Raw genomic sequence first — 26,119 nt, 5'->3', positions numbered from 1 at the left:
CGGCGTCAGACGGTGCCGTAGAGCCGATCGCCCGCGTCGCCCAGACCGGGCACGATGTAGCCCTTCTCGTTGAGGCGCTCGTCGAGGGCACCGAGCACGATCGTGACATCACGGTCACCGACGAGCTTCTCGATCGCCTCGAGACCTTCGGGCGTGCCCAGCAGGCAGATCGCGGTGACGTCTTTGGCGCCGCGGTCGAACAGGAACTGAATGGCCACGGCGAGCGAACCGCCCGTGGCGAGCATCGGGTCGATCGCGAAGCACTGGCGATCGCTCAGATCCTCCGGAAGGCGCTCGGCGTAGGTCGTCGGCTCGAACGTCTCCTCGTCGCGGACCATCCCGAGGAACCCGACCTCGGCCGTGGGCAGGAGCTTCACGAGCCCCTCGAGCATGCCGAGACCTGCACGCAGGATCGGGACGACGATGGGGCGCGGCTCCGAGATCTTCACACCGATCGTGGTGGTGACCGGGGTGGTGATCTCGACCGGGCTGACCCGCACGTTGCGCGTGGCCTCGTAGGCCAGGAGCGTCACGAGCTCCTCCGTCAGCTGACGGAACACCGGCGACGGCGTGTTCTTGTCGCGGAGGACCGAGAGCTTGTGGGTGATCAGAGGGTGGTCGGCAACGTGAACGCGCATGGATACAGGCTAATGCGCGGCGACCTCCGGCACGACATCGGATGCCGACGCCCTGGCCTCTCGCCGCTCACGCCGCTGCGCGGTCATCTTCTTCGCCGTGAGGGCCGTGACGACGGCGACCACGATCGCGGGGATCGATATGAGGAGGGGGATGAAGACGGCTGCGTTCTCCGTGACCACCCAGGACGCGTCCGCCGCAGGTCGTAGGCTCGACGCATGAACTCTGCCGACGACCTCGCCATGCGACGGGCGCTGGCGCTCGCCGCAGAGGCCGCAGCGGCGGACGAGATCCCCGTCGGCGCCGTCGTCCTCGACAGTGCGGGGCGGATCGTCGCAGAGGGGCGCAACACGCGGGAAGCGACCCATGATCCCACCGGCCACGCCGAGGTGAACGCGCTGCGCGCAGCGGCTGCCGCTCTCGGCTCCTGGAACCTCGACGGGCACACCCTGGTCGTCACGCTGGAGCCCTGCGTGATGTGCGCCGGCGCGATCCTGCAGTCGCGCATCTCGCGCGTCGTGTTCGGCGCCTGGGACGACAAGGCCGGTGCTGCGGGGTCGATGTACGACGTCCTGCGGGATCGGCGCCTGCCCTACCGTGCCGAGGTCATCGGCGGGATCGCGGAGGCGCCCGCCACCGCGCTGCTGCGCGACTTCTTCGAGTCCCGGCGCTGACGCTCGCCCCGCGGCGCTCGGCGCGACGCTGTCAGGCGCCGAGTGCACGTGAAGCCGCCGAGTGCACGGGTTGTTCGCGTCGATAGGGTGTGCGCTCGCCGAGTGTGCGTGTAGTCGACGGCTGTGGGGATGGGCGTGGGGCTGCGGCGTGGTGCGGTGGCGTGCACCGGGTGTGCGCTCGCCGAATGCACGTGAGGTCGCCGAGTGGACGGGTTGTTCGCGTCGATAGGGTGTGCGCTCGCCGAGTGCACGTGTAGTCGACGGCCCGGGGCGGACTCGACGGGCAGGTGCTCAGCGGGCGGGTGCTCAGCGTGCAGACGCGACCGCGTCCGCGAGCAGTGAGACGAGCGTGAGATAGCCCTGCGTGCGCTCGTCGAAGTAGCCGACGTGGGCGATGCCGTACTCGTCGGTCCAGGTCTGCGATGCGTGTCCCGAGACAGCCGCCCCGGTGACGCGACCGCCGTCGACGCCCGGCGCGGGGCCGCCATCGCAGGAGTAGCCGCGCACGCCGGCGATGTCGCGCGGGTCGATCGGATGCTGTCCGAGACGCCCGAGCGGGGCGATGGTGTCGGCCACCGCCTCGGTGGCGTACATCGTGAGACGCTCCTCGGAGATCGCGTCCGACAGAGCCATCGACGCCGCCGAGGTCACCCCGGCCGAGGCGATCGACACGGCGGTGCGCACCCTGTCGGTGAGGTTCAACGCGAAGAGCTCGCCCAGCAGCGTGGTCGAGTACGAGTAGGTGACCAGCGCGATGTGCGCGTCGGGGTTCCGCACCGCGAGGCGGTCGATGTCGACGGCGAGCCTCGCCGCGCCGATCGTCGCGTGCGTGGTGGCGCGCGCAGTGGAGTGATCGCCGCTGTCCCAGCCGAACCACACGATCACCGCGATGTCGCGCGGCAGCCCTCGGACGATGCAGCTGCGGATGAGATCACCGCACAAGCGCTGCGCCGCGCTCGCCCAGCCGGGGAGCGACCGGAGATCCGTCGCGGTCCCGTGCAGGAGGTAGACGACGAGGTCCGCGGTGAGGGGGTCGCCGAAGGCGATCACCGCTTCGGGTCGAGCGCCGACGACGGTCACCGACTCCAGACGGGCCTGAGGGTCCGCATCGAGCACGGCCCGCACGTTGCGGAGGCCCTCGCGCGCCTCCGGAGGAAGGTCGTCGCGAGCGAGGGCGGCGTCGAGTTCGGCGCGCACGAGCGCCTCAGTCCGAGGACTTGAGCACGAACACGTCGGTCGACGGCTCGGGATCGATCGCCGGACGGTACACGTCGGGCTCGATGTAGATGACTCGTGCGACCGGGACAGCCGCCCGGATCCGCGTCTCGATCTCATCGATGTCGTCGGCCACCTCGCGCAGCGGCTTGTCGGCGCTCAGCGCGATCTTCGCCGCCACCATGAGCTCGTCCGGGCCGAGATAGAGGGTCTTGATGTGGATGATCTTCTCGATCTCGGGCCCCTGGATCGCGTCGACGATGCGGTCGTGGTCGGCCGGGTTCGCGCCCTCGCCGATGAGGAGGCTCTTGGTCTCCATGCCCAGCACGATCGCGATGGCGACGAGCAGGACACCGATCATGATCGTGCCGAGCGCGTCGAACAGCGGGTTCCCTGTGAGGAGCGTCAGCCCGACGCCGAGCAGCGCGAACGCGAGGCCGGTGAGCGCGCCGGTGTCCTCGAGCAGCACGACGGGCAGTTCGGGCGACTTCGAGCGGCGGATGAACGACACCCACGACTGGCCCTTCTCCCTGACCTGGTTGCTCTCCCTGATCGCGGTGCGCAACGAGAGCGATTCGAGGACGATCGCGACGAGCAGCACGACGAGGGGCAGCCACCACCAGGTCGCATCGAGCTCGTGCGGATTGCGCAGCTTGTCGATGCCCTCGTAGATGGCGAAGACGCCACCGACGGAGAACAGGATGATCGACACGACGAACGCCGAGACGTACCGTTCGCGACCGTAGCCGAAGGGGTGCTCACGGTCCGCACGGCGCTGGGCACGCTTGCCGCCGAACATGAGGAGCAGCTGGTTGCCGGAATCGGCGACCGAGTGGATGGCCTCGGCGAGCATGGATGCCGATCCGGAGAGCGCCCACGCGAGGAACTTCGCCAGGGCGATGCCCAGGTTCGCCAGGAACGCCGCGATGATGGCTCTGCTCTCTCCAGATGCACTCATGGCTCGAGTCTAGGACTCCGCGCCGAAGGAGCACCTGCGAGCCCGCCGTAGGATGACGACATGGCTGACTCTCTTCCCGCTCTCGCGTTCCTCGGTGCCGGTTCGATGGGAGGAGCCATCCTCCGCGGAGTGATCGCCTCGGGCATCCGGGTCGACGGCGGGATCACCGCCACCAACCGCACCGGCGCCAGCGCCGCCGAGCTGGACGGCCTCTCCGGCGTCACGAGCATCGCCCTGGACAGCGCTCCCGACGGCAACCTCGACGCCGCGGCATCCGCTGGCATCGTCATCATCGGCGTCAAGCCGGCGATGGTGCCGGATCTGCTGAGGGAGATCGCGCCCCGCCTGTCGCCGGGAGCGATCGTCGTGAGCATCGCGGCCGGGGTCACGCTGCAGACGTTCGCCGATGCGCTGGGTGCGGACGCGCGGGTGATCCGCTCGATGCCGAACACCCCGGCGACCGTGGGAAGGGCCGTCACCGGTATCGCTGCCGGTGGCTCCGCATCCGCGGACGACCTCGCTGTCGTGCGTCGCCTGTTCGAGACGGTCGGGGCGGTCATCGAGGTGCCCGAGTCGCAGATCGATGCGCTGTCCACGATCTCCGGATCGGGACCCGCCTACGTCTTCCTCCTGATCGAGGAGCTCACCCGTGCCGCGGTGGGCATGGGCTTCTCTGAACAGGACGCGCGGCTCATGGCCGAGCAGACCTTCATCGGCGCCAGCGCGTTGCTGGACGCGTCGGGTGAGGACCCGGCTGAACTGCGCCGCCGGGTCACGAGCCCGAAGGGCACCACCGAGCGGGCGATCGCCGTGCTCCAGGACGCGCAGCTGGACCGGGTGTTCTCGGATGCCGCCGCTGCGGCTCTCGCGCGCGCCAAGGAGCTCGCGGCCGGAGCCTGACCCCGCAGCGGGTGGGACCCGGCCAGCGGTCAGGCTTCGCTCGAGACCTCTGCGAGCACCTGCGGCCAGCGGCCGTCGAGGATGCGCCCTCCCAGCACTGCGCCGCCCCACAGGGCGGCGGCACCGATCACGAGTCCGCATGCCAGGCTCACCCAGCCGAGCGCCGGAGTCCAGATCGCGGCGATCGCGAAGCCGAGCGCCGGTGCCCCCAGCACGAGGGTGATCGGCGACATGACGAGCATCGCGACGAACGACTGGGCGCCACCGGACGAGCCCCGACCGAACGGGTTTGACTCGGGTGCGGGAGCGCGGCCCGGCAGGAAGCTCCCCGCCCAGGCGCCGGCAGCCGCGGACACGGCGCTGAGACCGAGAGCCGCACCGAGGCTCGCCGGCAGCAGATCCATCCGCCCGGCCAGGGCGCAGCTCGCGACGCAGAGAGCCACCGTCACCGGTACCGCGATGATGCCGAATCCGAGCAGGCGCCCGAGACGGTCGGCCCGGCCACTCACTCCGGTGAGCACGTGCAGGGCGACCGCATCGTTGTCGTAGGCGACCGCCATCTGCACGATCGTGCCGGCGAGCAGCGCATTGATCGCCGGCAGCAGCGTGATCACGGCGTCGAAGCCGATGCCCTCGTCCTGCAGGCCGTTCATCACGGTGATGCCGATGATGATCGCCGGCAGGGCGAGCAGCATCACGACGTTGATGATCTGACGCGGATCGCGGCGGTAGTAGCGCAGCGACCGGGCGGCGATGGCGCCCACGGGCGTCGCGGGCAGCATCCGATCGACGAATCCGCCGGAGCGGACCCGTCCACCGCCGCTGCTCTGGATCGGCGCCACGAGGCGGGCGGCCAGCAGCGCGCGGGCGGCGAACCACAGCACGACGACCGTCGCGAGAGCGATCAGCAGACGGATGCCGAAGCCCGCGAGGTCGCCGGCGGCCAATGCCGCCGGCGCGCCGAACACAGCGGCGAGCGGCGTCCAGCCGAGCATGTCGGCGAGTCCCGCGAATGCGCCGCCGATGTCGCCGACGCGGGTGAGGGCGGTGAGCGCGACGTTGAGGATGAGGCCGGAGCAGGCCAGCAGCAGCACGCCGACGGTGACCACGAGATCACGGGCACGCCGTCGCGCCAGCCACCGCGCGAGGACGCCGCCGAGCACACGCGCACCGAGGACGCAGGTCGCGAGAGCGAGCGGCAGGGTCAGGATCGCCGCGATCAGCGCGGGCCCGCTCACCGACCATCCCAGCAGCATGAGCAGCAGCGCGAGTGCGGTGCCGAGACCGCCGATGGTCGTCACGCCCGAGACGACCATTCCGGGGAGCAGCGCGCCCGCCGTGACCGGCAGGAGGGCGAAGCGCTCGGCGGCGAGCGAGTCGTCGGCGCTCACGAACAGCGAACCGATCCACCAGCCGGCGACGATGACGGCTCCGAGCAGTACGGCGACCGTGATCGCTGCCTGGGGGGCGGCGACCCGCAGCGCGAGCAGACCCACGGCGAGCACGGCGAGCATTCCGAGTGCGAGCAGACCCGTGATGATCAGCGTGACGATCATCCACGGATTGCGCCCCAGCTGGTGGGCGAGCTGCCGCCAGCGCAGGCTTACGAGGAGCGCAACCATGCGAGCGTCTCCGATCCGAGTTCGTGGGCGCCGACGAGCGACAGGAAGCGCTGCTGCAGGCTGACACCGCCGCGCACCTCGTCGAGCGTGCCATGTGCGAGCAGGCGGCCCTCGGCCATGACGGCGACCCGGTCGCACAGCGACTCGACCAGCTCCATGACATGGCTCGACAGCACGACCGTCCCACCGCCCGCGACGAACGCCCGCAGGATCTGCCGGATGGTCTCTCCCGAGACGGGATCCACGGCCTCGAGCGGCTCGTCGAGGATGAGCAGACGGGGCGCATGGATGAGCGCGCAGGCGAGCCCGATCTTCTTCCGCATGCCCGCGGAGTAGTCCACGACGAGTGTGTCGCCGGCGTCCGCGAGGCCGAGCGCATCGAGGAGCTCACCCGAGCGCGACACCACGTCGGCCTCGGCCATGCCGCGCAGCAGTCCGCTGTAGCGCAGCAGTTCCGAACCGCTGAGACGGTCGAGCATGCGGATGCCGTCGGGCAGCACTCCCATCCGGGCTTTCGCGGCCGCGGGGTTCTGCCACACATCGGCTCCGAGGATCCACGCGGAACCGGCATCCGGTCGGAGCAGTCCGGTGGTCATGGCGAGCGTCGTGGTCTTGCCCGCGCCGTTCGGGCCGAGCAGTCCCAGCATCGTGCCCGGCGGCACGTCGAGGGACAGATCGTCGACGGCGATCGTCTGGCCGAAATGCTTGCGGAGCCCGCGGAGGGCGAGAACGGGCGGAGCCGCTGTCTGATCGCTCATATCCCCATCCCAGCACGGGACGGTCGGCGACGGCATCCGTCGCGCGGGGGATATGCCGGATCCGAGGTCAGCGATCCAGGGCGGCGAAGCGCTCGATGTCGCTGTTGGTCCCGGAGACGATGATGAGGTCGTGGTTCGTCACGATCGTGTTGGCCTCCGCGTAGCGGAACGGCTTGCCGGGACTCTTCACCCCGACGACGGTGACCTTGTACTTCGAGCGCACGCCGGACTCGTTGAGGCCGATGCCGCGGATGAACTTGGGCGGGTACATCTTGGCGAGGACGAAGTCGTCGTCGAAGCGGATGAAGTCGAGCATCCGCCCCGACACGAGGTGGGCGACGCGCTCGCCGGCTTCGCGCTCGGGATAGATGACGTGGTTCGCGCCGACGCGGGCGAGGATCTTGCCGTGCGACTGCGAGACGGCCTTGGCCCAGATCTGGGGGACCTTCAGGTCGACGAGGTTCGCGGTGATGAGCACGGACGCCTCGATCGACGAGCCCACGGCGACGACCGCGACCTGGAAGTCCTGCGCTCCGATCTGCCGGAGGGCGTCGATGTTCTTGGCGTCCGCCTGAACGGTGTGCGTGACCCGGTCCGACCACTTCTGCACGAGTTCGAGGTTGCCGTCGATCGCGAGCACCTCGCGGCCGAGGCGGTCGAGCTCGCCCGCACAGGCGGCACCGAAGCGACCGAGACCGATCACGAGGACGGGCGCATCGCCCCGGAGGACTTCAACCAACGATCGGCCTTTCAACCGGCAGTGAGTAGTACTGCGTTCGCGACGTCGCGGCGACTGCCGCGGCGAGTGTCACTGTACCAACGCGCCCCATGAAGATGGTGGCCGCGAGCACGTAGGAGCCGGCGTCCGGCAACGACTCGGTGAGACCAGTGGAGAGCCCGACCGTCGCGAACGCGGAGATCACATCGAAGAGCACGTGACTGATGTCGTCCTTCGTGATCTGCGCGATGACGATGGTCGACAGCGCCACGATGGTCGCGCCCCAGGCGACGACGCTGAGCGCGACGCGCTGCACGTCGCTGGGGATCCGACGTCCGAAGGCCTGCACCGACTGACGCCCCTTCGCCTCCGACCAGACGGCGATCGCGAGCACCGCGAGCGTGGTGACCTTGATGCCTCCCGCGGTGGACGCGGACCCTCCGCCGACGAACATGAGCATGGAGGCAGCCAGCAGGGACGAGCCGTTCAGATCCGAGATGTCGATGATGCTGAATCCGCCCGAGCGGGTCATCGCGGAGAGGAAGAACGCCTGGAACGTCGTCTCGCCGGCGTCCATCGATCCGAACGTCTTCGGATTCTCGTACTCGAGGATGAGGAACACGGCGGCGCCGATGAAGAACAGCAGCACAGTCGTCACGATGGTCAGCTTGGAGTGCAGCGACCATCGCTTCACGTGCCAGACGTGCTTGGCGAGCGTGTAGATGACGGGGAATCCGATGCTGCCCAGGAACACCCCGGTCATGAGCAGCACGAGCACGAGGTAGTCGTCCGCGAACACCCCCACGCCGCCCGCATTCGGTGCGAATCCGGTGTTGGTGAACGCCATCGCCGCGAAGTAGGGCGCCTCCCACAGGGCGGCGATCGGGTCGACGCCCGCCATCACCAGTGCCGGGTAGAGCAGCACCGCCAGTGCTCCCTCGATCACGAGGGACGAGATCGCGACGGTCGTCAGCAGCTGGCCGACCTCGCCGAGGCGCACCGTCTGGCTCTCGTTCACCACGCCGCCGTGCGCGCGCAGGGGATTGGTGTCTCCCGCCGCCATGAGCTTGGCTCGGAGGCCGAGTCGTTTCGAGATGAGCATGCCCATGAGCGAAGCGAGGGTGAGGACGCCGAGCGCGCCGACGTTCACACCGATGAACACGAGGACGTGCCCGAACGGCGACCAATGCGTCGCCATGTCGACGGTCGACAGACCGGTCACGCAGATGGTCGAGACGGCGGTGAACAGGGCGTCGCTGAGAGGCGTCACCTCTCCGGAGGCCGAGGCGATCGGCAGCGAGAGCAGCACCGTGAAGACGAGGATGAGGAGCGCGAAGATCACGATCGCGAATCGCGACGGCGACGAGGTCACGATGTGCTTGGCACGGGCCGCGGCGCCCTGCAGGCGATGACGAGGGGACGACGCAGACACGATGCCCGACATCGCGTCCCCCTTCGCCTGACCTCGCCGCTCGTCGCGGATGCCGGCGGTGATCGCCGAGCCCTCGTCATGGTACTCCGTGCCCGGGGCGGCTAGCCTGAACACATGACGGACATCTTCGACGTGATCGCGGACGGTACGAGGCGCGACATCCTCCAGCTCCTGCTGCGTCGGTCGAACGAGGGAGATGCCGGCACCAGTGTGAGCCAGATCGTCGCCGACCTCGGCATCAGCCAGCCGACGGTGTCCAAGCACCTCAAGGTGCTCCGCGAGTCGGAGCTCGTGAGCGTGCGGGAGGACGGACAGCGGCGCTTCTACAGCCTCGCGGTCGAGCCGCTGGAGGCCGTCGACGACTGGTTGGTGCCCTTCCTCATCGACGCCTACGGCGACGAGGCGCCCGACATCGCGTACCCTGGCCAGCCCCTCCCGGACGGAGCAGCGCACGCGGCAGAGGTCGTCGGACGCGCGGCGGCATCCGCGAAGCACGTGGTGACGGCGGCTCTGAAGCGGCTCGGTTCCTGACCCACCCGACCGTTCTCGCAGAACGCCCCTGACGACAGGGGGCGTGTCGTCAGGGGCGTGCCGCGGACCCCAGTCCGCCGGCGCGAGCAGTGCCCGACTCGCGCGGTGCTCCTACGCTGCCAGTCGAGCCTGGCAGGACGCGGGATGGACGCTATGCCTCCGCTGTGGGTCACAGCAGTCACATGGGTTTACATGTGTCCCAGGCAACCCATAGAGTGTGCACATCGAGAAAGGGGTACGTGGGATGCCCGAAGTTCCTGACGTCAAGTTCCTCACGGTGGCCGAGGTCGCCGAACTCATGCGCGTGTCGAAGATGACCGTCTATCGGCTGGTGCATGCGGGGGAGCTGCCGGCGATCCGCTTCGGGCGCAGCTTCCGCGTCCCCGAGTCGGCCGTGGCCGAAGCGCTGCAGAGGCCCATCGCCGACGTCGGTTAGCACTCCGCCGGTTTGCTAGACTGTTCCGAGGCATTTTTCCGTGCCCGTACCCGGGTGTCCGCCACGCGTGACACCCAGCCCCTGACTTAGTGAGGTTTCCGTGGGTTCTGTCATCAAGAAGCGCCGCAAGCGCATGGCGAAGAAGAAGCACCGCAAGCTGCTTCGTAAGACTCGTCACCAGCGCCGCAACAAGAAGTAAGCGGCCAGACACCGAGCGCCTGTCTCCGGACGGGCGCTTTGTGTCTCTCTGCACGAACCCCACCACGCAGGAGGAAGCCATGAAGTCGATCACCGTCGCCGAGCTCGCCGAGCGCTCTGCCACCCCTCTCATCGACGTCCGCGAGGTCGATGAGTTCGCCGCCGGGCACGTTCCCGGCGCCGTCAACATCCCGATGTCGCAGATCGGCGAGCGCCTCGAGGAGCTTCCGAGCGAGGCCTTCGACGTGATCTGCCAAGCCGGCGGCCGTTCGGCTCGCGTGGTCGAGGCGCTCGAGGCGCGCGGCTACGACGCGACCAACGTCGAGGGCGGCACCGGTGAGTGGATCGCCCAGGGCCGCGAGGTCGAGGTTCCCTCGGCGTGACCACGCTCACGCTGATCTCGAAGCCCGACTGCCACCTCTGCGACGTCGCGTCCGAGATCATCGACACGGTCGTCGCAGAGCTTCCGGATGCCGCCGCCGAGCGTATCGAGATCGTCGAGGCGTCGATCGCGGATGATCCGGCCTTGCACGCGCTGTGGTGGGAGAAGATCCCCGTCGTGCTCATCGACGGCGAACTGCACGCGCACTGGCGCCTGCAGGCAGACAGACTGCGCACGGCTCTCGAAGAGGCCGTGCGATCCGACGCCCTGAACGATCCGGAGGGATCCCGATGACCATCCGACATGTCGTGACCTGGAAGCTCGCCGCCGAGGACGCCGCCGTTCGCGCCGAGCAGGCCGCCGAGGTCGCCCGCCGCCTGAACGCGCTCGACGGGGTCGTGCCGCAGCTGCGCTCGATCTCGGCCGGCGCCAATGCCGCGTACCCCGATGCCAACTGGGACGTCACGCTGGTCGCCGACTTCGACTCGATCGAGGAGCTCGAGGCGTACCAGGTGCACCCGGCTCACGAGGACGTCGTCGCGTACGTCCGATCGGTGGTCGCCTCGCGTGTCGCGGTGGACTTCGAGGCCTGAATCCGCGTATTCCCGGGGCCGAAACAAAACCGTAATCGGCGATGCGTCAGTGTTAGTGGGTCATCCGCACACCCCGTGCCAAGATGTTGACCTATCAGCCCACTGACCGTGAGGCTCACATCCTCGACTCTCAGGAGATCGCCATGAACCGTCGTTCCACCTTCGCTGGCATCGCGCTCGCGGCCGCCGCCACCCTCGCTCTCGCAGGCTGCGCGACCGGCGCGTCCGATGCAGGATCCGGCGACGCCGCGGACGACCCGTACGGTCTCGTCGAGGCGGGCACACTGACGGTGTGCTCGGACATCCCCTACGCGCCCTTCGAGTTCGAGGGCGGCGACAATGGCACCGGCTACACCGGCTTCGACATCGACCTGCTCGACGCGATCGCGAAGAAGCTCGACCTCAAGCTCTCGGTTCAGGACGTCGGGTTCGATGCGCTGCAGTCGGGCACGACCCTCGCCGCCGGCACGTGCGACGTCGGCGCGTCGGCGATGACCATCACCGACGAGCGCAAGGAGAACATCGACTTCTCCGACCCGTATTACGACTCGCTGCAGTCGCTTCTCGTCCGCACGGACTCGGGCATCACGGGCATCGACGACCTCGCGGGCAAGAACGTCGGTGTGCAGCAGGGCACGACCGGTGAGACCTACGCGGGCGAGAACGCACCGGAGGCGACGCTGGTGCAGTACCCGTCCGACGGGGAGCTGTGGCCGGCGATCCAGGCAGGCCAGATCGACGCGATCCTGCAGGACCAGCCGGTCAACCTCGAGCACGAGAAGGCCGACAGCGCGTACGAGATCGTCGAGACCTACGAGACCGACGAGTCCTACGGCTTCGCCTTCGAGAAGGGCAAGAAGACGGAACTCCTCGATGCGGTCAACGGCGCTCTGCAGGAGCTCCGCGACAGCGGCGAGTACGACACGATCTACGACACCTACTTCACGGCGAACTGATCGGCGGGCCGGAGAAGCAGGGAGGACCTTGACGATGGCGTTGAGGCGCACGCAGAAACAGAAGCTGTACCGGTACACGGTCTACGCCGTACTCATCGCCCTTGTGGTGTGGGCTGCGCTCGCGACCAACTGGGCGAAGCTCGGACCGCTCTTCTTCAACCCCGAGGTCGCGGCGAAGATGTTCCCGGGGATCATCACCACCGCACTGTTCAATACGCTGTGGTTCACCGCGGTGGCTTTCGCCGGAGGCTTGTTGCTCGGCATCTTCCTCGCCCTGTTGAAGATGTCCAGCATCGGGCCGTTCCGGTGGATCGCGACGGCGTGGATCGAGCTGTTCCGGGGGCTCCCGGCGATCCTCACCATCTTCGCGATCGGGTTCATCCTCCCGATCGCCGTCGGGGTGTCGGGTGCCAAGCTCGGTGGTCCGGTGGTGCTCGGCCTCGTCGGTCTGATCCTCGTCGCTTCCGCGTACATGGCGGAGACGATCCGGGCCGGTCTCCAGGCGGTTCCGAAGGGACAGACGGAAGCAGCTCGTTCACTGGGCATGTCTCCGATGAAGACGACGTTCTGGGTGGTCGTTCCTCAGGGCTTCCGCATCATCATCCCGCCGCTGACGAACGAGTTCGTTCTGCTGCTGAAGGACACGTCACTGCTCTTCGTCGTCGGGACGCTGCCATGGTCGAAAGAACTGACGAACTTCGCGAGGGACGCGACAACGCAGAACTCCAACGCGACGCCGCTCATCATGGCGGCGCTCCTTTACTTGATCGTGACGATTCCCTTGACGCGGTACACCGCGTACCTCGAGCGACGGATGGCGAGGCAGCGATGAGCACCGACCTGATCGATATCCACGCCCCTGCGATCGACGTGCAGCAGCTCGTCAAGACCTACGGGGACAACGAGGTGCTCAAGGGCATCGACCTGACCGTTCACGCGGGCGAGGTGGTCTGCGTGATCGGGCCGTCCGGCTCGGGCAAGTCGACTCTGCTGCGCTCGGTGAACCTGCTGGAGGATCCCACCGACGGCAAGGTGCTGATCGAGGGGATCGACATCACCGACCCCGACGTCGACATCGATCGGGTGCGTACCCGCATCGGCATGGTGTTCCAGAGCTTCAACCTCTTCCCGCACATGAGCGTTCTCGGCAATCTCACGATCGCCCAGCGCCGGGTCAAGAAGAGGGGCAAAGCAGAGTCCGAGCGGATCGCCCACGAGATGCTCGGTCGGGTGGGGATGGATCACAAGGCCGATGCGTTCCCGGGTCAGCTCTCGGGCGGGCAGCAGCAGCGCGTGGCGATCGCCAGGGCACTGTGCATGAACCCGGACATGATGCTGTTCGACGAGCCCACGTCGGCGCTCGATCCTGAGCTGGTGGGCGAAGTGCTGCAGGTCATGCGGTCGCTCGCCGATGAGGGCATGACGATGCTCGTCGTCACTCACGAGATGGGCTTCGCCCGTGAGGTGGGCTCGCGCCTGATCTTCATGGACGGCGGGCACATCCTCGAGGAGGGCGACCCGCGTGAGGTCCTCTCGAACCCGCAGCATCAGCGCACGAAGGACTTCCTCTCGCGAGTGCTCTGAGTCGACCCCCGTCGGGGGTCGAAGACCTCCGACGGGGTTGCCCCCTCGGGCACCCCGGCTGTTAGAGTCGCCGTGTCGTACCGCGGGGGCGGTGCGGCACGGGGAACTGCTCGTCTGATCCTGGGGGATCGATCGACGGGCAGCGCGATTCTTGACTGGGGCAAGGGGGACGCGTGATGGCTATCTTCAGCCGTCGCCGGCGTGACGTCGACGACCGTTCAGCGAGCGGTGCCGTACTCGACGGTGCCGTACTCGACGGTGCGGCGCTCGATGGTGCGGACGACCCACTGGGGCAGATCGAGGCGCTGTTCATGCAGCTCGGTTCTCCGTCGCCAGGCGAGTCGCCGAGCGGACTGCCCGGTGGAGCAGCGCCCGCCGAGGCCGATTCCGTGAGCGTCGTGCAGCATGTCGCCTACGGCGACTCCCGCGCTCTGCCGCCGTTTGCGGCGGGACTCGCGCCCGAGGACGAGGCTCTCGACGACGCCGATGACCGCGTCGAGTTCGCCGATGTCCGTGAAGAGGTCAGCCGCGGAGCGCTGCGTCGTTCATCCGCGCAGGTCGACGCGGTCCCGTCGTCGCGCGTCCTGGAGACGGCGGATGCTGCACCGACGGCTGACCTCGCCCCGACGGCGGCTGCTGTCCGGACGGCTGACCTCGCCCCCGACCGCGATGACGAACCCGGCCACAATGGCACCGAACAAGAAAGAGCAGTGATGGCACATCTGGAACAGGCAGTTCAGGACCTTCTGGCGATCGACGGAGCGACCGGCGTCGCGATCGTCGACTCGGGATCGGGTATGGCCCTCGCGCACGGAGGCTACCCGGGCTTCGACCTGGAGATCGCGGCCGCCGGAAACTCGAACGTGGTCCGCGCGAAGCTGCAGACCATGGCGCAGCTCGGACTCAGCGGACGCATCGACGACATCCTCATCACGCTCGATGAGCAGTATCATCTCATCAACGTCCTGAACGGGGACGGCAAGGACGGCCTGTTCGTGTACCTCGTGCTCGACCGCGCCAAGGCGAATCTCGCACTCGCCCGGCACAAGCTCACCGGGATCGCAGGCCAGCTCGAGATCTGACGCCGGCACCACGACGCCCCCTGCCGCAGCCGCGGCAGGGGGCGTCGTGGTGCCGGGTCAGTCGACGTCGACGATCTCGGCATCCGCGTTCCTGCGGACCGAATCGATTCCGTTCAGAGCACCCGACTTCGAGGAGTAGCTCTCGCTGGAGAGCGCGATGACCTCGCCGTTGCCGGCCTTGAGGCGGAACCGGAACTCTCCTCCGCCGTCGGTGTACAGCTCCCATTTCGCTGCCATCGGGTGTCCTTTCGTCGTCGTGTCGAGGAGGCGTCCTCGCGGATCACGGTATACCGGCGCACCGCTCGGTGGGTAGAGCGGACTCAACCCCGCGGGTGCACCGCGACCGGCTCCGGGGCGAGAGCGATCCGCACGCGGTCGCCGAACGCCGGGTGCGTGCCCGGAGCATGCTGCACCCGTACCCGTTCGCCCGACTCCGTGCGCACGAGCGTGCGCCGCATGCTGCCGAGGAAGGTGCTCTCCTCGACGATCGCGTCGGTCGCGGCATCCGCCTCCGATGCGAAGCGCACGTTCTCGGGACGGAGGTAGACGTCGACGGGACCGTCGGCGGGGACCTGCAGGGGGAGCCGCTGTCCCCACACGACCACGTGGTCGCCCTCGGCGACGCCGGAGACGACGCTGGACAGACCGACGAACGCGGCGACGCCCGCCGTCGACGGTGCGGTGTAGAGCTGCTCAGGAGAGCCGATCTGCTCGATCCGCCCCGAGTTCATCACGGCGATGCGGTCGGAGACGGCCAGCGCCTCCTCCTGATCGTGCGTGACGAACACGGTCGTGATGCCGAGGCGCAGCTGGAGGCGACGGATCTCATCGCGCAGCTGCACCCTGACCTTGGCGTCCAGCGCAGACAGCGGCTCGTCGAGCAGCAGTACCTTCGGCTCCGTGACGAGCGCACGGGCGAGCGCCACGCGCTGCTGCTGTCCGCCGGAGAGCTGGTGGGGGAAGCGCTCGGCGAAGTCTGCGAGTCCGACCAGGGCCAGCGCGTCGCGTGCCTTCGTCGCAGCATCCGCCTTGCCCACCCCGCGGCGGCGTAAGCCGAACGCGGTGTTGTCGACGACGCTCAGATGCGGGAACAGCGAGTACGACTGGAACACCATGCCGATGTCGCGCTTGTTCGTGGGCACGCGGGAGACGTCGCCGCCGCCGAGCAGCACGGTGCCCCGGTCGGCCCCTTCGAGGCCCGCGAGCACGCGCAGCAGCGTGGTCTTTCCGCATCCCGAGGGGCCGAGCAGCGAGACGAACTCGCCCGGCGCGATGTCGAGGTCGACGCCGTGCAGCACGGTGTTCGACCCGTAGCTCTTGACGATGCCCTGCAGTTGCACTCGGGTGCCCTCTCCGGCCTCGGCGAGCAGCATGTTGTCGGCGGTTGCGGGGAGGGTCACTTCGACTTCCTTCGGTTGCGCAGTACGACGCATCAGCGGGCCTTTCCGGTGCCGCGGGCGACGCGGCCGATGAGCAGGAGCAGGACGAAGCAGAACAGCAGCGCCAGCAGGGTGAAGATCGCGGGCAGGTAGCCGTCTTGTTTCTGCACGACGACCATGGCGGTCTGGAAGACCTGACGGTTGAGCAGCGAGGCGATCGTGAACTCGCCGAGCACGACGGCGATCGAGATGAGGGATGCCGCCAACAGCCCCTGACGCAGATTCGGCGCGAGCACACGGAGGACGACGGTCGGCCAGCTCGCGCCCAGCGAGCGGGCCGCCTCCGACAGCGTCTTCAGATCCGCCGCGTCGATCGACGCCTGGATCGAACGGTAGGCGAACGGCAGCACCGTGATGCCGTAGGCGAAGGCCAGCGTCCACGCGCCGGTGCCGAGGGTGCGTCCGATCTGCAGGTAGATCGGCGCGAGTCCGACGACGAGGACGATCGCCGGGATCGAGATCGGCAGCAGCACGGCGAACTCGAAGACCGGTGTGAGCCTCGCGAAGCGCAGGTTCACGAGGATCATGGTCGGTGCGAGCAGGAGCAGCACGATCGCGACCGTCACGACGGCGAGCACGAGCGAGTTGCCGAGGCCTGTCCAGATGGGCTTGAGCGTCGCATTCATCGCCGGGTCGAACAGCCCGGCCCATCGTGCGAGCGAGTACGAACCGTCCGGCATCCGCAGCGTGTACAGCAGGGTCGCCACCAGCGGGATCGCGAAGAACGCGCCCACCAGGATGCCGATGATCCACCGGGTCGCGAGCGAGGGTGCGAGACGGTTCACGATTGCCACCTCGCTGCCCGGCGCTGGATGAGCGAGTACAGGGCCATGACGACTCCGACCACGACGATCATGCCGAGTGCGAGAGCGCCAGCGAGGTTCTCGCGGCCGAGCAGGGTCTCACTGGTGAGCGCCGTGCGGATCTGCAGAGGGACGATCTGCGATCCCTGGCTGGCGAGAGCTGCGGCGGTCGCGTACGAGGAGAAGGCGTTCGCGAAGAGCAGCAGCAGGCTGGCGAGGAACGACGGCGCGAGCACGGGGATCCCGATGCGCAGCCAGAAGCTGGCACGTGTGCCGCCCAGCGTGAGGTTGGCCTCGGCCCACTGCGGCTTGAGCGCCGCGAGTGCGGGCATGAACGTGATCACCATCAGCGGCACCTGGAAATAGATGTAGGGCAGGATCAGGCCGGGCAGTTCGTAGAGCCAGGTCCCGTCGGCGTAGATGTCGATGCCGAACGTGTCCTGCAGGAACACTTTGACGACGCCCTGGATGCCGATCGTGGCGATGAACACGAAGGCGAGCATCACGCCGCCGAACTGCGCGAGGACGCCGGCGGCGGCATCCACGGTGCGGCGCACCGCGCCATCCGGGTTCATGCCGAGCAGGGCATAGCAGACGAGTGCGCCGAGGACCGCGCCGACCACAGCCGTGACCAGCGAGATCCCTGCGGAGTTCGCGAAGGTGTTGATGATCACCGGGTCGCCGAGAGCGGCGACATTGGTCCAGGTGAACGAACCGTCCTTCGTGAAGAAGCCCGAGCCGATCGCGAGCACCGTGGGCACGGCGAGGAAGAGCACGATGTATGCCGCGAACGGCACGAGGCCGAGCCAGGCCGGCGACGCGGCCGGCCGCCGGGTCCGTGGGGACTCGGCGGCCGGGAGGGAGGAGACCGTCTCCACGGTCTCCTCCGCGAGTGCGGTCGAGGTCACTGGACCGCCGCTGCCCACTTCTCGCCGAGCAGAGTGCCGGCGTTCGTGGACTGCTCCTCGGTGGGGACCACGGTCTCGGCGGGCGCCTCGGGGAGCGCTGCGGCGAGGTCGGCGTCGATCGTGCCGGCATCCGTCATGGCCTCCATGCGGGCCGGGCGTGCGCCACCCGCGAGCCAGAGGTTCTGCACCTCGTCGCTGTAGAGGAACTCCTGCCACAGACGAGCGGCAGCCGGGTGCGGAGCGTCGACGTTGATGGCCTGGTTGTAGTAGCCGGCGTAGCCGGTGCCGTCGAGCACGACGACCTTCCAGTCCTCGTTGTCGGTGGTGTGCGTCGCATTCAGGTAGTCCCAATCGAAGACGACGGGCGTCTCACCGCTCGCGATGGTCGCGGTCGTGACGTCGACCTTGAGCAGGTTGCCGGCCTTCTGCAGCTCGGAGAAGAAGTCGATGCCCGGCTGGTAGTCGTCGAGCGTGCCGTCGGACTGGACGGTCGCGAGCCCGACGGCCGCGAAGGCCGCACCCGCCTGCGTCGGGTCGCCGTTGATCGCGACGGCTCCCTTGTAGTCGGCGCCGAGCAGGTCGGCCAGCTCGGTGGGCTCGGGGTACTTCGAGGAGTCGTAGCCGATCGACATGTACCCGCCGTAGTCGCCGACGAAGAGGCCCGTGGACTCCTTGAGCTCGTCGGGGATGTCGTCCCAGGTCTCGACCTTGTAGGGAGCGAACTGGTCGGTGTTCTGCAGGGCCACGGTGAGTCCGAGGTCGAAGACGTCGGGAGCCGTGTCGAGGCCCTTGTTCGTCTCGGCCGCCTGGATCTCCTCGGCGCTGGACACGTCGGGCGAGGCCTCGGTGATCGTGATCTCGGGGTAGCGCTCGGCGAAGAGGTCGAGGATCTCGCCGTAGTTCGCCCAGTCGCGGGGGAGAGCGATGACGTTGAGCGCGCCCTCGGCCTTGGCGGCTGCCTCGAGCTCCTCGAAGGTGCCGAAGTCGGCGAGGGAGGTCGCGGCGGCCGCATCGACGGCGTCGCCCTCGGATGCCGGAGCAGCGGTGCCGCTGGCGCATCCGGTGAGCACGAACGCCGCGGTGGCGGCGAGGGCGATGCCGGCGCCGAAGCGCGCGCGACGGGGGAAGTGTGCCATGGGGGTGGTCCTCTCGGTGTCCGGCCGGGTGGGCCGGTTCGGGTTGCGAGTGGACGCTACGGGTGCAGGGTTACGGGATGTCTCGGGCTCGGTGAACGAGTGGTGACGCCGTGGTGGAGGGTTGGCCAGGGATGGTTGACTGGGCGCATGAGCGCACTGCCCGAGGTGATCCATGTCCGCGGAATTCCCTTCTCCTCGATCGATGCCCCTACGGAACTGTCCTGCTGGTCGGGGGATCTCCCGGGAGACGGCTACCGGCGGATCCACCTCGTGATGGAGCCCGCCGGCCCCGCGACGGGCGAGGCCATCGCCGCCGCCGAGATCGCTGTGGACGAGTTCGACGCGCTCGTCGCGGCGGCATCCGCCTTCCTGCTCACCGAGTTGCAGGACGCGACGTGGGCGCTGGACGCGCACGCGCTCGAACTGCTGCGCGGACCCGAGGCGCCATTCGCCCGCCCCGAGGCCGTGATCTGGCGCGACGGGAGCTGGATGCTCCGCTTCGATGAATGCGTGCTCGCCATGGGCGAGGAGTACGGCATCGGAGTGCTGTTCGACGGCCGGACGCCGATTCAGGTCGAGGACCTCTCCGATGTCGACGACATCGACGACGGCACAGCGTCGGGGGAGTCAGCGTCGGGGGAGTCCGCGTCGGCGTGAGCGCGCCGGCGTGAGCACTTCGGTCTGACATCCTGGAGGGATGGAGATCGGCGCGATGCTGGGGCTCGAGCAGCTCACCTGGGGGACCCTGATCCTCGTGGTCATCGCGGCGTTCGCCGCCGGCTGGATCGATGCGGTCGTCGGCGGCGGAGGGCTGCTGCAGCTGCCGGCACTGCTGCTGATCCCCGGGATCGCGCCGGTGCAGGCGCTCGCCACGAACAAGCTCGCCTCGGTCTTCGGCACGGCGACCAGCAGCGTCACGTACTACCGCCGAGCGAAACCCGACATCCGCACGGCCCTGCCGATGGCGGGCATCGCGCTCGCCGGATCCTTCGGAGGCGCCGCGGTCGCGACCATCCTGCCGTCGGCCGCCTTCAAGCCGATCATCGTCGTCGCCCTGCTCGCGGTGGCGCTGTTCACGGCGTTCCGGCCGCAGATGGGTGCGGCGACGAAGCTGCGCTTCAGCGGACACAGGCATCACGTCATGGCGGGGGCGGCGGGGCTCGGGATCGGCTTCTACGACGGCATGATCGGACCGGGCACAGGGACCTTCCTCGTCATCGCGCTCGTCGCCCTGCTCGGCTACGACTTCCTCCAGGCGAGCGCGAAGGCGAAGATCGTCAACCTCGCGACCAACGCCGGCGCGCTGCTGCTGTTCATCCCGCACGGCTCGGTGCTGTGGCTCCTCGGCGGCATCCTCGCGGTCGCGAACGTCGCGGGCAGCTATCTCGGCTCGCGGATGGCGATCTCGCGCGGCGCGCGCTTCATCCGGGTGGTGTTCCTCATCGTGGTCGTGGCGCTGATCGCGAAGCTCGGGGTCGACGTCTGGAACGAGAACATCGCGCCGGCGCTGGCCGCGCTGCGCTGACGCCGCAGCGTCCCGGTCGTTGAGCGAGGAGCGCAGCGTCCCGGTCGTTGAGCGAGGAGCGCAGCGACCCGGTCGTTGAGCGAGGAGCGCAGCGACGAGACGAAACGCGGTGTGTAGGGGCGTTTCGTCTCGCTTCGCTCGCTCAACGACCGAGGGTGCCGAGACTCAGGCCTCGTCGTCCTCCGGGACGAAGTCGACGCCGGCCTCTGCGCGCTGCTCGGCGCTGATCGGTGCCGGAGCCGAGGTCAGCGGGTCGAAGCCGCCGCCCGACTTCGGGAACGCGATGACGTCGCGGATCGACTCGCTCTTCGACAGGTGCTGCAGCACGCGGTCCATGCCCAGCGCGATCCCGCCGTGCGGCGGGGCGCCGAACTTGAAGGCGTCGAGCAGGAATCCGAACTGCTCCTGCGCGACCTCGTCGCTGATGCCCATGACCTCGAAGACGCGCTTCTGCACGTCCTCACGGTGGATGCGGATCGAGCCGCCGCCGAGCTCCGAGCCGTTGCACACGATGTCGTACGCGAAGGCCAGGGCCGAGCCGGGGTCGGTGTCGAAGGTGTCCTCGAACTCCGGCTTCGGGCCGGTGAACGCGTGGTGCACGGCGGTCCAGGCGCCGGCGCCGACGGCGACGTCGCCCGAGGCGACAGCATCCGCCGCCGGCTCGAACATCGGCGCGTCGACGACCCAGGTGAAGGCGAACTCGTCGGGGTTGAGGTAACCGAGACGGCGGCCGATCTCGACGCGGGCGGCGCCGAGCAGTGCGCGGCTCTCCTTCGTGGAGCCTGCGGCGAAGAACACGCAGTCGCCGGGCTCGGCGCCCACGAATGCGGCGAGTCCGGCCTGCTCGGCCTCGGAGAGGTTCTTCGCGGCGGGGCCGCCGAGCGTCCCGTCCTCGTTGAACAGCACGTAGGCGAGGCCGCGCGCGCCGCGCTGCTTGGCCCAGTCCTGCCAGGCGTCGAGCTGCTTGCGCGGCTGCGAGGCGCCGCCGGGCATCCGCACCGCACCCACGTACTCGGCCTGGAAGACCCGGAACGGCGTCTCGGCGAAGTACTCGGTCGCCTCGACGAGCTCGAGTCCGAAGCGCAGGTCGGGCTTGTCCGAGCCATACTTGGCCATGGCGTCGGCGTAGGTGAGACGCGGCAGCGGGGTCTGCACTTCGACACCGATGGTCTTCCACATGGCGACGACGAGCGACTCCATGAGTGTGATCACGTCTTCCTGGTCGACGAAGCTCATCTCGATGTCGAGCTGCGTGAACTCCGGCTGACGGTCGGCGCGGAAGTCCTCGTCGCGGTAGCAACGCGCGATCTGGAAGTACTTCTCCACACCGCCGACCATGAGCAGCTGCTTGAACAACTGCGGCGACTGCGGCAGGGCGTACCAACTGCCGGGGTGCAGGCGTGCGGGCACGACGAAGTCGCGGGCGCCCTCGGGGGTCGACCGGGTCAGGGTCGGCGTCTCGACCTCGGTGAAGTCTTCGCCGTGCAGCACATCGCGGATCGCCTTGTAGACGTTCGAGCGCAGACGCAGCGCGGATGCCGTCGCTGGGCGGCGCAGGTCGAGATAGCGGTACTTGAGGCGGGCCTCCTCGCCGACGGTCTCGGTGTCGGCGACAGCCGTCGAGACCTGGAAGGGCAGGGGAGCGGACTCGTTGAGCACCTCGACCTCGGCGGCGATGACCTCGATCTCGCCAGAGGGGAGGTTCGGGTTCGCGTTGCCGTCGGGGCGACGCGACACCTCTCCGGTGACCTTGAGCACGAACTCGTTGCGCAGCGGGTGCGCGACCTCCTCATCGCGGATGACGACCTGGGCGATGCCGGAGGCATCCCGCAGATCGATGAACGCGACTCCTCCGTGATCACGGCGACGATCGACCCAACCGGTGAGGGTGACGGTCTGACCGATGTTCTCGGCTCGCAGGGAACCTGCGGAGTGAGTGCGAAGCACGGAGGATTCCTCCTGATCTGGGGAGTGGTGAACCCGCCCATTCTACGGTGGGTGGCGAGGCCTCGCCGTCTCCGTCACCGCGGCTCAGTATGATCGCCGTGACCGACACGAAGGGAACTCCATGTCCAGCGATTCCAACGGCATCACCGAACTGATCACCGGGATCTTCTCCGGCACCACCACCGTGATCGGGCTCATCTTCTACGTCGTGGTCGTGATCGGCCTCTGGAAGCTCTTCGAGAAGGCCGGCTACTCCGGCATCCTCGCGATCATCCCCATCGTCAACGTCGTGATCCTCGTTCGTATCGCCGGGATGTCCGGCTGGCTGGCCCTGCTGTACCTGCTCCCGATCGTCGGATTCGTCTTCGGCATCATCGTCGCGATCAAGGTCGGTGAGCGCTTCGGCAAGGGCGGGTTGTTCTCCTTCTTCCTGCTGTTCGTCTTCCCCTACATCGGATATCTGATCCTCGGCTTCGGGTCCGCGCGCTACAGCAAGGCTTGATGTGGTGGCGTCCCGGCTGCACCTCGTCCGCCACGGTGAGGTGCACAACCCCGCCCGCGTGCTCTACGGGCGGCTGCCGGACTACCACCTGAGCGAGGCCGGTCGCCGGATGGCGCAGGCGGCGGCCGACCATGTGGCCGGTCTCGATCGCGAGGTGTCGACGCTGCTGTGCTCGCCGCTCGAGCGGACCCAGGAGTCGGCTGCGCCGTTCGCCGAACGGTTCGATCTCGTCCCCGCGATCGAGGAGCGCGTGATCGAGCCGACCAACGTGTTCGAGGGCACGCAGATGCGCCGCTCGCTCTTGAATCCGCTGAACTGGTGGCACCTGCGGCGGCCCTCGCTGCCGAGCTGGGGAGAGGCGTACGAGTCGATCGCCGAGCGGATGCTGTCGGCGATGGGCGATGCCTGGCACGGCACCGAGTCAGGGGACGTCGTGATCGTCTCGCATCAGGCGCCGATCTGGATCACGCACCTGCGGGTCGCGGGTCTGCCGCTGCGCCACGACCCGCGCACCCGGCGATGCGCGCTGTCGAGCGTGACCTCGTTCGAGCGGGTCGGCGATGTGTGGCGCGAGGTCGACTACGCCGAGCCCGCGGCCTCGGGCATCGACCTCGGGGCCGTCTAGGCACCCCTTCCGCCTTCGAGGAGCGCAACTGGCAACTTTCCGGGCGTGGGGGCTGCCAGTCGCGCTCCTCGAAACGGGGGAGGACCTCAGCGGACGAGCGACTGGATGACGCCCACGGCGGCGAGCTGACCGGCGGCTGCGGCGAGCAGCACGGATGCCATCGGGCCAGGGGAGGGAGGCGCGGTGCGCGAGATCGCCGGCGGCGAAGACTCCCGGAACGGACGTGCGGCCGAAGTCGTTGATCTCGATCCACCCCGTGGGCAGCAGCTGCACACCCAGCTGATCAGCGAACGTCGCGCGATGCACGACTGATCCTGCGGCGACGAAGATCCCGGCGACGGTGTGCGTCGAGCCGCCCGCCAGGATGCGGGCGCCGTCGTCGGTCGCTGCCACGGACTCGACCGGTGCGGCCACGTCGGCGCCGAGGTCGGTCAGCATCCGCGCGTCGTCGATCGAGAGATCCGCGCCCGCGGGGAAGACCGTGATCTCCCCGACGATGCGGCCGAGGAGGGCGATGAGGTGCGCGGCCCGCGCCGGATCGCCGGTGATTGCGACGGGACGGCCCGCATGCTCGTGCCCGTCGCAGAACGGGCAGACGAACGCCCGAGTGCCCCACAGCTCGCCGAGCCCTGGGACCGGTGGCAGGTCGTCGGCGACGCCGGTGGCGAGGATCACGCTTCGGGCCTCGGCGACGCCGCCGTCCGCGAGATCGACGACGAACGCTCCCTCGGTGCCACGGACGCCTGTCGCTGCGAGGTCGCGGATCTCGACGTCGGCGTACTCCGCGAGCTGCGCCCGCGATCGTGCGCGGAACTCCGCGGGAGACTCGCCGATCGCGATCGCGTCGTACATGAGGGGTCCTTCCGGAGGGGCGGAGTGGTGTTCTTCGCCTGTCTGCGACTTCATGTCGACATGAAGTCAAATGCGCGGCGTCTCCGCAGATCTGAAGGTTGTGTCGCCCGATGTCCCGACCGTGGCACGAGGCGCCGCCACGGGAGGGGAGATTCGTCGGAGCGAGTTCATGGGCTCGCTGATTTAGTTCTGTTTAGCGTTTCTGAACCTGCCAACCGGCGGTGAGTGTGGGTCGCGATCCGAACATTTGAGCCAGTTTCGGTGAATCTGTATGCAGTGATTGACATTCCTTCACAAAACCGGTTTACTAACCTGTGTTCGGCCTCACCAGGAGAGATCGAACCTCAAGCACAGCAAGGAAGCTCGCAAGCGCGGCTTCCGAACAAAGGAGTTTGCCGCAATGAAGCGTTATGCAGGAGTCGTTGCACTGGCCGCCCTCGCCTTGCCCCTCGCGGCGTGCGGCTCGACCGCCGGGACCGGTGCTCCCGAAGGGGGAGAGCTGACCTCCGGTCCGATCACGATCTGGTACTCGACGAACGAGCAGGAGATCGCCTGGGCCGAAGACGTGGTCGAGGCCTGGAACGAAGACCACCCCGACGAGCAGGTCACCGCCGCCGCGATCCCCTCGGGCAAGTCGTCGGAAGACGCGATCAGCGCATCGATCACCGCCGGCAACACGCCATGTCTCGTCTACAACACCGCTCCCGCTGCCGTGCCGGCATTCCAGAAGCAGGGCGGTCTGGTGAACATCTCCACGACGTTCGAGGATGGCGAATCGTTCGTCACCGGGCGCTCGGGTGAGGCAGCTGACGGCTTCCGATCGCCCGACGGCGACCTGTATCAGGTGCCGTGGAAGGCCAATCCGTTCATGCTCTACTACAACAAGGACGTCTTCGCCGCAGCCGGGCTCGACCCGGAGAACCCCGCGCTCGCTACCTACGATGACGTGCTCGCCGCCGCCGCCGCGATCAAGGAGAGCGGTGCTGCCGACTTCGCACTGTACCCGCCGGCATCCGGCGACTACACCAACTCGCTCTTCGACTTCTACCCGTTCTTCCTCGCCAACTCGGGCGGCACGCAGCTCGTTTCCGACGGCGCCGCGGCGTTCACCAGCGAAGAGGGCCTCGAGACCCTCGAGTTCTGGAAGACGCTCTATGCCGAGGGCTACTCCTCGGCTGAGGCCTACAGCGGTGACGCCTGGGCCGGTCCCTTCGCCGACGGCGTATCGGCCATGGGCATCGCAGGCCCCTGGGGTGCCGGAGCATTCGACGGCAAGGTCGACTACGGCATCGTGCCGCTGCCGACCGCTGACGGCACGGCCGCCGCGGAGACCTACACGTTCGGCGACTCGAAGAATGTGGGTCTCTACACCTCGTGCGAGAACAAGCAGACCGCCTGGGACTTCGTGAAGTTCTCGATGGAAGCCGACAACGATCTCGCTCTGCTCGAGACAACTGGCCAGTTCCCCATCCGCGGGGACATCGACACGATCGCCGCTGACTACCTCGCAGGCAACCCCGTACTGGCGACGTTCGCGGCATCGGTCCCGTTGACGGTCGACGTCCCGAATGTCGCCGACGCGACCGAGATGTGGCAGACCTTCCGCGACGCATGGGGCCAGGCCGTCCAGGCCGGAGAGGGTGACCTCGAAGAGACCTTCTCGACCGCTGCAGACAAGATCGACGCGCTGATGGCTCAGGGCTGATC

Annotated in this window: 31 protein-coding genes and 1 pseudogene; 17 read left to right on the top strand and 15 right to left on the bottom strand. The window is 68.3% G+C overall.

Annotated elements, in window-relative coordinates; all coding sequences use genetic code 11:
* Window positions 1–5: 5 nt before the first annotated feature.
* Entirely contained in the window at window positions 6–638 is a 633-nt protein-coding gene (gene upp, locus ACI3KS_RS03660) for a uracil phosphoribosyltransferase (protein WP_404915310.1), read from the bottom strand.
* A 9-nt stretch (window positions 639–647) separates the two neighbouring features.
* Window positions 648–818 (bottom strand): hypothetical protein, encoded by a 171-nt coding sequence (locus tag ACI3KS_RS03655; RefSeq protein WP_404915308.1) that lies wholly within the window; start codon window positions 816–818, stop codon window positions 648–650.
* Window positions 819–854: 36 nt separating this feature from the next.
* Here ACI3KS_RS03655 and tadA point away from each other — a divergent pair, with 36 nt between their 5' ends.
* Window positions 855–1,310: a tRNA adenosine(34) deaminase TadA gene (gene tadA / locus ACI3KS_RS03650; protein ID WP_404915306.1), complete on the top strand. Its 456-nt coding sequence runs from the start codon at window positions 855–857 to the stop codon at window positions 1,308–1,310.
* A gap of 306 nt (window positions 1,311–1,616) precedes the next feature.
* On the opposite strand, the gene ACI3KS_RS03645 is transcribed toward tadA, so the two are convergent.
* Both ACI3KS_RS03645 and ACI3KS_RS03640 read right to left on the bottom strand, forming a co-directional pair.
* Window positions 1,617–2,507: an alpha/beta hydrolase gene (locus tag ACI3KS_RS03645; RefSeq protein WP_404915304.1), complete on the bottom strand. Its 891-nt coding sequence runs from the start codon at window positions 2,505–2,507 to the stop codon at window positions 1,617–1,619.
* 7 nt (window positions 2,508–2,514) lie between these two features.
* Window positions 2,515–3,483 (bottom strand): cation diffusion facilitator family transporter, encoded by a 969-nt coding sequence (locus ACI3KS_RS03640; RefSeq protein WP_404915302.1) that lies wholly within the window; start codon window positions 3,481–3,483, stop codon window positions 2,515–2,517.
* 60 nt (window positions 3,484–3,543) lie between these two features.
* On the opposite strand from ACI3KS_RS03640, the gene proC reads away from it, so the two are divergent.
* Complete coding sequence (gene proC, locus ACI3KS_RS03635) at window positions 3,544–4,383, top strand: pyrroline-5-carboxylate reductase (RefSeq protein WP_404915300.1); 840 nt, start codon at window positions 3,544–3,546, stop codon at window positions 4,381–4,383.
* A 29-nt stretch (window positions 4,384–4,412) separates the two neighbouring features.
* On the opposite strand, the gene ACI3KS_RS03630 is transcribed toward proC, so the two are convergent.
* The 4 genes from ACI3KS_RS03630 to ACI3KS_RS03615 form a co-directional block, all read right to left on the bottom strand.
* Complete coding sequence (locus tag ACI3KS_RS03630) at window positions 4,413–6,005, bottom strand: hypothetical protein (RefSeq protein ID WP_404915298.1); 1,593 nt, start codon at window positions 6,003–6,005, stop codon at window positions 4,413–4,415.
* Window positions 5,987–6,763: an ABC transporter ATP-binding protein gene (locus ACI3KS_RS03625; RefSeq protein ID WP_404915296.1), complete on the bottom strand. Its 777-nt coding sequence runs from the start codon at window positions 6,761–6,763 to the stop codon at window positions 5,987–5,989. Before ACI3KS_RS03625 ends, ACI3KS_RS03630 begins: the two co-directional genes overlap by 19 nt.
* 67 nt (window positions 6,764–6,830) lie before the next feature.
* Window positions 6,831–7,502 (bottom strand): potassium channel family protein, encoded by a 672-nt coding sequence (locus ACI3KS_RS03620; RefSeq protein WP_404915294.1) that lies wholly within the window; start codon window positions 7,500–7,502, stop codon window positions 6,831–6,833.
* Entirely contained in the window at window positions 7,495–8,925 is a 1,431-nt protein-coding gene (locus ACI3KS_RS03615; protein ID WP_404915479.1) for a TrkH family potassium uptake protein, read from the bottom strand. The genes ACI3KS_RS03620 and ACI3KS_RS03615 overlap by 8 nt, the downstream gene beginning before the upstream one ends.
* Window positions 8,926–9,027: 102 nt before the next feature.
* Between ACI3KS_RS03615 and ACI3KS_RS03610 the strand changes: the two genes are divergently transcribed.
* From ACI3KS_RS03610 to ACI3KS_RS03565, 10 genes are all read left to right on the top strand, one after another.
* On the top strand, window positions 9,028–9,444 hold the full coding sequence (locus tag ACI3KS_RS03610; RefSeq protein WP_404915292.1) for an ArsR/SmtB family transcription factor: 417 nt from the start codon (window positions 9,028–9,030) through the stop codon (window positions 9,442–9,444).
* Window positions 9,445–9,688: 244 nt separating this feature from the next.
* Complete coding sequence (locus tag ACI3KS_RS03605; RefSeq protein ID WP_105675513.1) at window positions 9,689–9,880, top strand: helix-turn-helix domain-containing protein; 192 nt, start codon at window positions 9,689–9,691, stop codon at window positions 9,878–9,880.
* Window positions 9,881–9,980: 100 nt separating this feature from the next.
* Entirely contained in the window at window positions 9,981–10,079 is a 99-nt protein-coding gene (locus ACI3KS_RS03600; protein WP_003792170.1) for a 30S ribosomal protein bS22, read from the top strand.
* A 79-nt stretch (window positions 10,080–10,158) separates the two neighbouring features.
* Entirely contained in the window at window positions 10,159–10,461 is a 303-nt protein-coding gene (locus ACI3KS_RS03595; protein WP_404915289.1) for a rhodanese-like domain-containing protein, read from the top strand.
* Window positions 10,458–10,754, top strand: coding sequence for a glutaredoxin family protein (locus tag ACI3KS_RS03590; protein WP_404915287.1), 297 nt, complete (start codon window positions 10,458–10,460; stop codon window positions 10,752–10,754). The genes ACI3KS_RS03595 and ACI3KS_RS03590 overlap by 4 nt, the downstream gene beginning before the upstream one ends.
* Window positions 10,751–11,053 (top strand): Dabb family protein, encoded by a 303-nt coding sequence (locus ACI3KS_RS03585; RefSeq protein WP_404915285.1) that lies wholly within the window; start codon window positions 10,751–10,753, stop codon window positions 11,051–11,053. Before ACI3KS_RS03590 ends, ACI3KS_RS03585 begins: the two co-directional genes overlap by 4 nt.
* Before the next feature lie 143 nt (window positions 11,054–11,196).
* A complete protein-coding gene (locus ACI3KS_RS03580; RefSeq protein ID WP_404915283.1) occupies window positions 11,197–12,009 on the top strand; it encodes a basic amino acid ABC transporter substrate-binding protein in 813 nt (270 codons plus the stop codon).
* Window positions 12,010–12,043: 34 nt separating this feature from the next.
* Window positions 12,044–12,841, top strand: coding sequence for an amino acid ABC transporter permease (locus tag ACI3KS_RS03575; protein ID WP_404915281.1), 798 nt, complete (start codon window positions 12,044–12,046; stop codon window positions 12,839–12,841).
* The gene (locus tag ACI3KS_RS03570; protein WP_404915279.1) at window positions 12,838–13,593 is read left to right on the top strand and encodes an amino acid ABC transporter ATP-binding protein; all 756 of its coding nucleotides are present in this window, start codon (window positions 12,838–12,840) and stop codon (window positions 13,591–13,593) included. The genes ACI3KS_RS03575 and ACI3KS_RS03570 overlap by 4 nt, the downstream gene beginning before the upstream one ends.
* A gap of 176 nt (window positions 13,594–13,769) precedes the next feature.
* Window positions 13,770–14,675, top strand: a complete 906-nt coding sequence (locus ACI3KS_RS03565) for a hypothetical protein (protein WP_404915277.1) — start codon at window positions 13,770–13,772, stop codon at window positions 14,673–14,675.
* A 57-nt stretch (window positions 14,676–14,732) separates the two neighbouring features.
* Here the strand turns inward: ACI3KS_RS03565 and ACI3KS_RS03560 are convergent, their stop codons facing one another.
* From ACI3KS_RS03560 to ACI3KS_RS03540, 5 genes are all read right to left on the bottom strand, one after another.
* Window positions 14,733–14,912 carry a YegP family protein gene (locus ACI3KS_RS03560; RefSeq protein WP_404915275.1) on the bottom strand — a complete coding sequence of 60 codons (180 nt, stop codon included), beginning with the start codon at window positions 14,910–14,912 and terminating at the stop codon, window positions 14,733–14,735.
* Between the two features lie 83 nt (window positions 14,913–14,995).
* Window positions 14,996–16,108: an ABC transporter ATP-binding protein gene (locus ACI3KS_RS03555; RefSeq protein ID WP_404915274.1), complete on the bottom strand. Its 1,113-nt coding sequence runs from the start codon at window positions 16,106–16,108 to the stop codon at window positions 14,996–14,998.
* The gene (locus ACI3KS_RS03550) at window positions 16,108–16,899 is read right to left on the bottom strand and encodes an ABC transporter permease (RefSeq protein WP_404915272.1); all 792 of its coding nucleotides are present in this window, start codon (window positions 16,897–16,899) and stop codon (window positions 16,108–16,110) included. The genes ACI3KS_RS03555 and ACI3KS_RS03550 overlap by 1 nt, the downstream gene beginning before the upstream one ends.
* Complete coding sequence (locus tag ACI3KS_RS03545; protein ID WP_404915270.1) at window positions 16,896–17,825, bottom strand: ABC transporter permease; 930 nt, start codon at window positions 17,823–17,825, stop codon at window positions 16,896–16,898. Before ACI3KS_RS03545 ends, ACI3KS_RS03550 begins: the two co-directional genes overlap by 4 nt.
* Window positions 17,822–18,961 carry an ABC transporter substrate-binding protein gene (locus ACI3KS_RS03540; RefSeq protein WP_404915268.1) on the bottom strand — a complete coding sequence of 380 codons (1,140 nt, stop codon included), beginning with the start codon at window positions 18,959–18,961 and terminating at the stop codon, window positions 17,822–17,824. The genes ACI3KS_RS03545 and ACI3KS_RS03540 overlap by 4 nt, the downstream gene beginning before the upstream one ends.
* Before the next feature lie 147 nt (window positions 18,962–19,108).
* Here ACI3KS_RS03540 and ACI3KS_RS03535 point away from each other — a divergent pair, with 147 nt between their 5' ends.
* Complete coding sequence (locus ACI3KS_RS03535; protein ID WP_404915266.1) at window positions 19,109–19,618, top strand: hypothetical protein; 510 nt, start codon at window positions 19,109–19,111, stop codon at window positions 19,616–19,618.
* Between the two features lie 40 nt (window positions 19,619–19,658).
* Entirely contained in the window at window positions 19,659–20,486 is an 828-nt protein-coding gene (locus tag ACI3KS_RS03530; RefSeq protein ID WP_404915264.1) for a sulfite exporter TauE/SafE family protein, read from the top strand.
* Window positions 20,487–20,651: 165 nt separating this feature from the next.
* Here the strand turns inward: ACI3KS_RS03530 and aspS are convergent, their stop codons facing one another.
* A complete protein-coding gene (gene aspS / locus ACI3KS_RS03525) occupies window positions 20,652–22,433 on the bottom strand; it encodes an aspartate--tRNA ligase (RefSeq protein WP_404915262.1) in 1,782 nt (593 codons plus the stop codon).
* 121 nt (window positions 22,434–22,554) lie between these two features.
* Between aspS and ACI3KS_RS03520 the strand changes: the two genes are divergently transcribed.
* Together ACI3KS_RS03520 and ACI3KS_RS03515 are read left to right on the top strand one after the other, a co-directional pair.
* Window positions 22,555–22,935 carry a DUF5684 domain-containing protein gene (locus ACI3KS_RS03520; RefSeq protein ID WP_404915261.1) on the top strand — a complete coding sequence of 127 codons (381 nt, stop codon included), beginning with the start codon at window positions 22,555–22,557 and terminating at the stop codon, window positions 22,933–22,935.
* A gap of 1 nt (window position 22,936) precedes the next feature.
* Complete coding sequence (locus tag ACI3KS_RS03515) at window positions 22,937–23,560, top strand: histidine phosphatase family protein (protein WP_404915259.1); 624 nt, start codon at window positions 22,937–22,939, stop codon at window positions 23,558–23,560.
* 231 nt (window positions 23,561–23,791) lie between these two features.
* Here the strand turns inward: ACI3KS_RS03515 and ACI3KS_RS03510 are convergent.
* Window positions 23,792–24,412 (bottom strand): annotated as a pseudogene (locus ACI3KS_RS03510) (FAD-dependent oxidoreductase); the annotation flags it as partial.
* A 400-nt stretch (window positions 24,413–24,812) separates the two neighbouring features.
* On the opposite strand from ACI3KS_RS03510, the gene ACI3KS_RS03505 reads away from it, so the two are divergent.
* Entirely contained in the window at window positions 24,813–26,117 is a 1,305-nt protein-coding gene (locus tag ACI3KS_RS03505) for an ABC transporter substrate-binding protein (RefSeq protein ID WP_404915257.1), read from the top strand.
* The last annotated feature ends 2 nt before the right edge of the window (window positions 26,118–26,119 follow it).

It is taken from the genome of Microbacterium sp. ZW T5_45 (assembly GCF_044987415.1).
In the GTDB taxonomy this organism is placed as follows: domain Bacteria; phylum Actinomycetota; class Actinomycetes; order Actinomycetales; family Microbacteriaceae; genus Microbacterium.
Note: the sequence above shows the minus strand (reverse complement) of the source record. Positions and strands in the feature narration are given on the sequence as shown.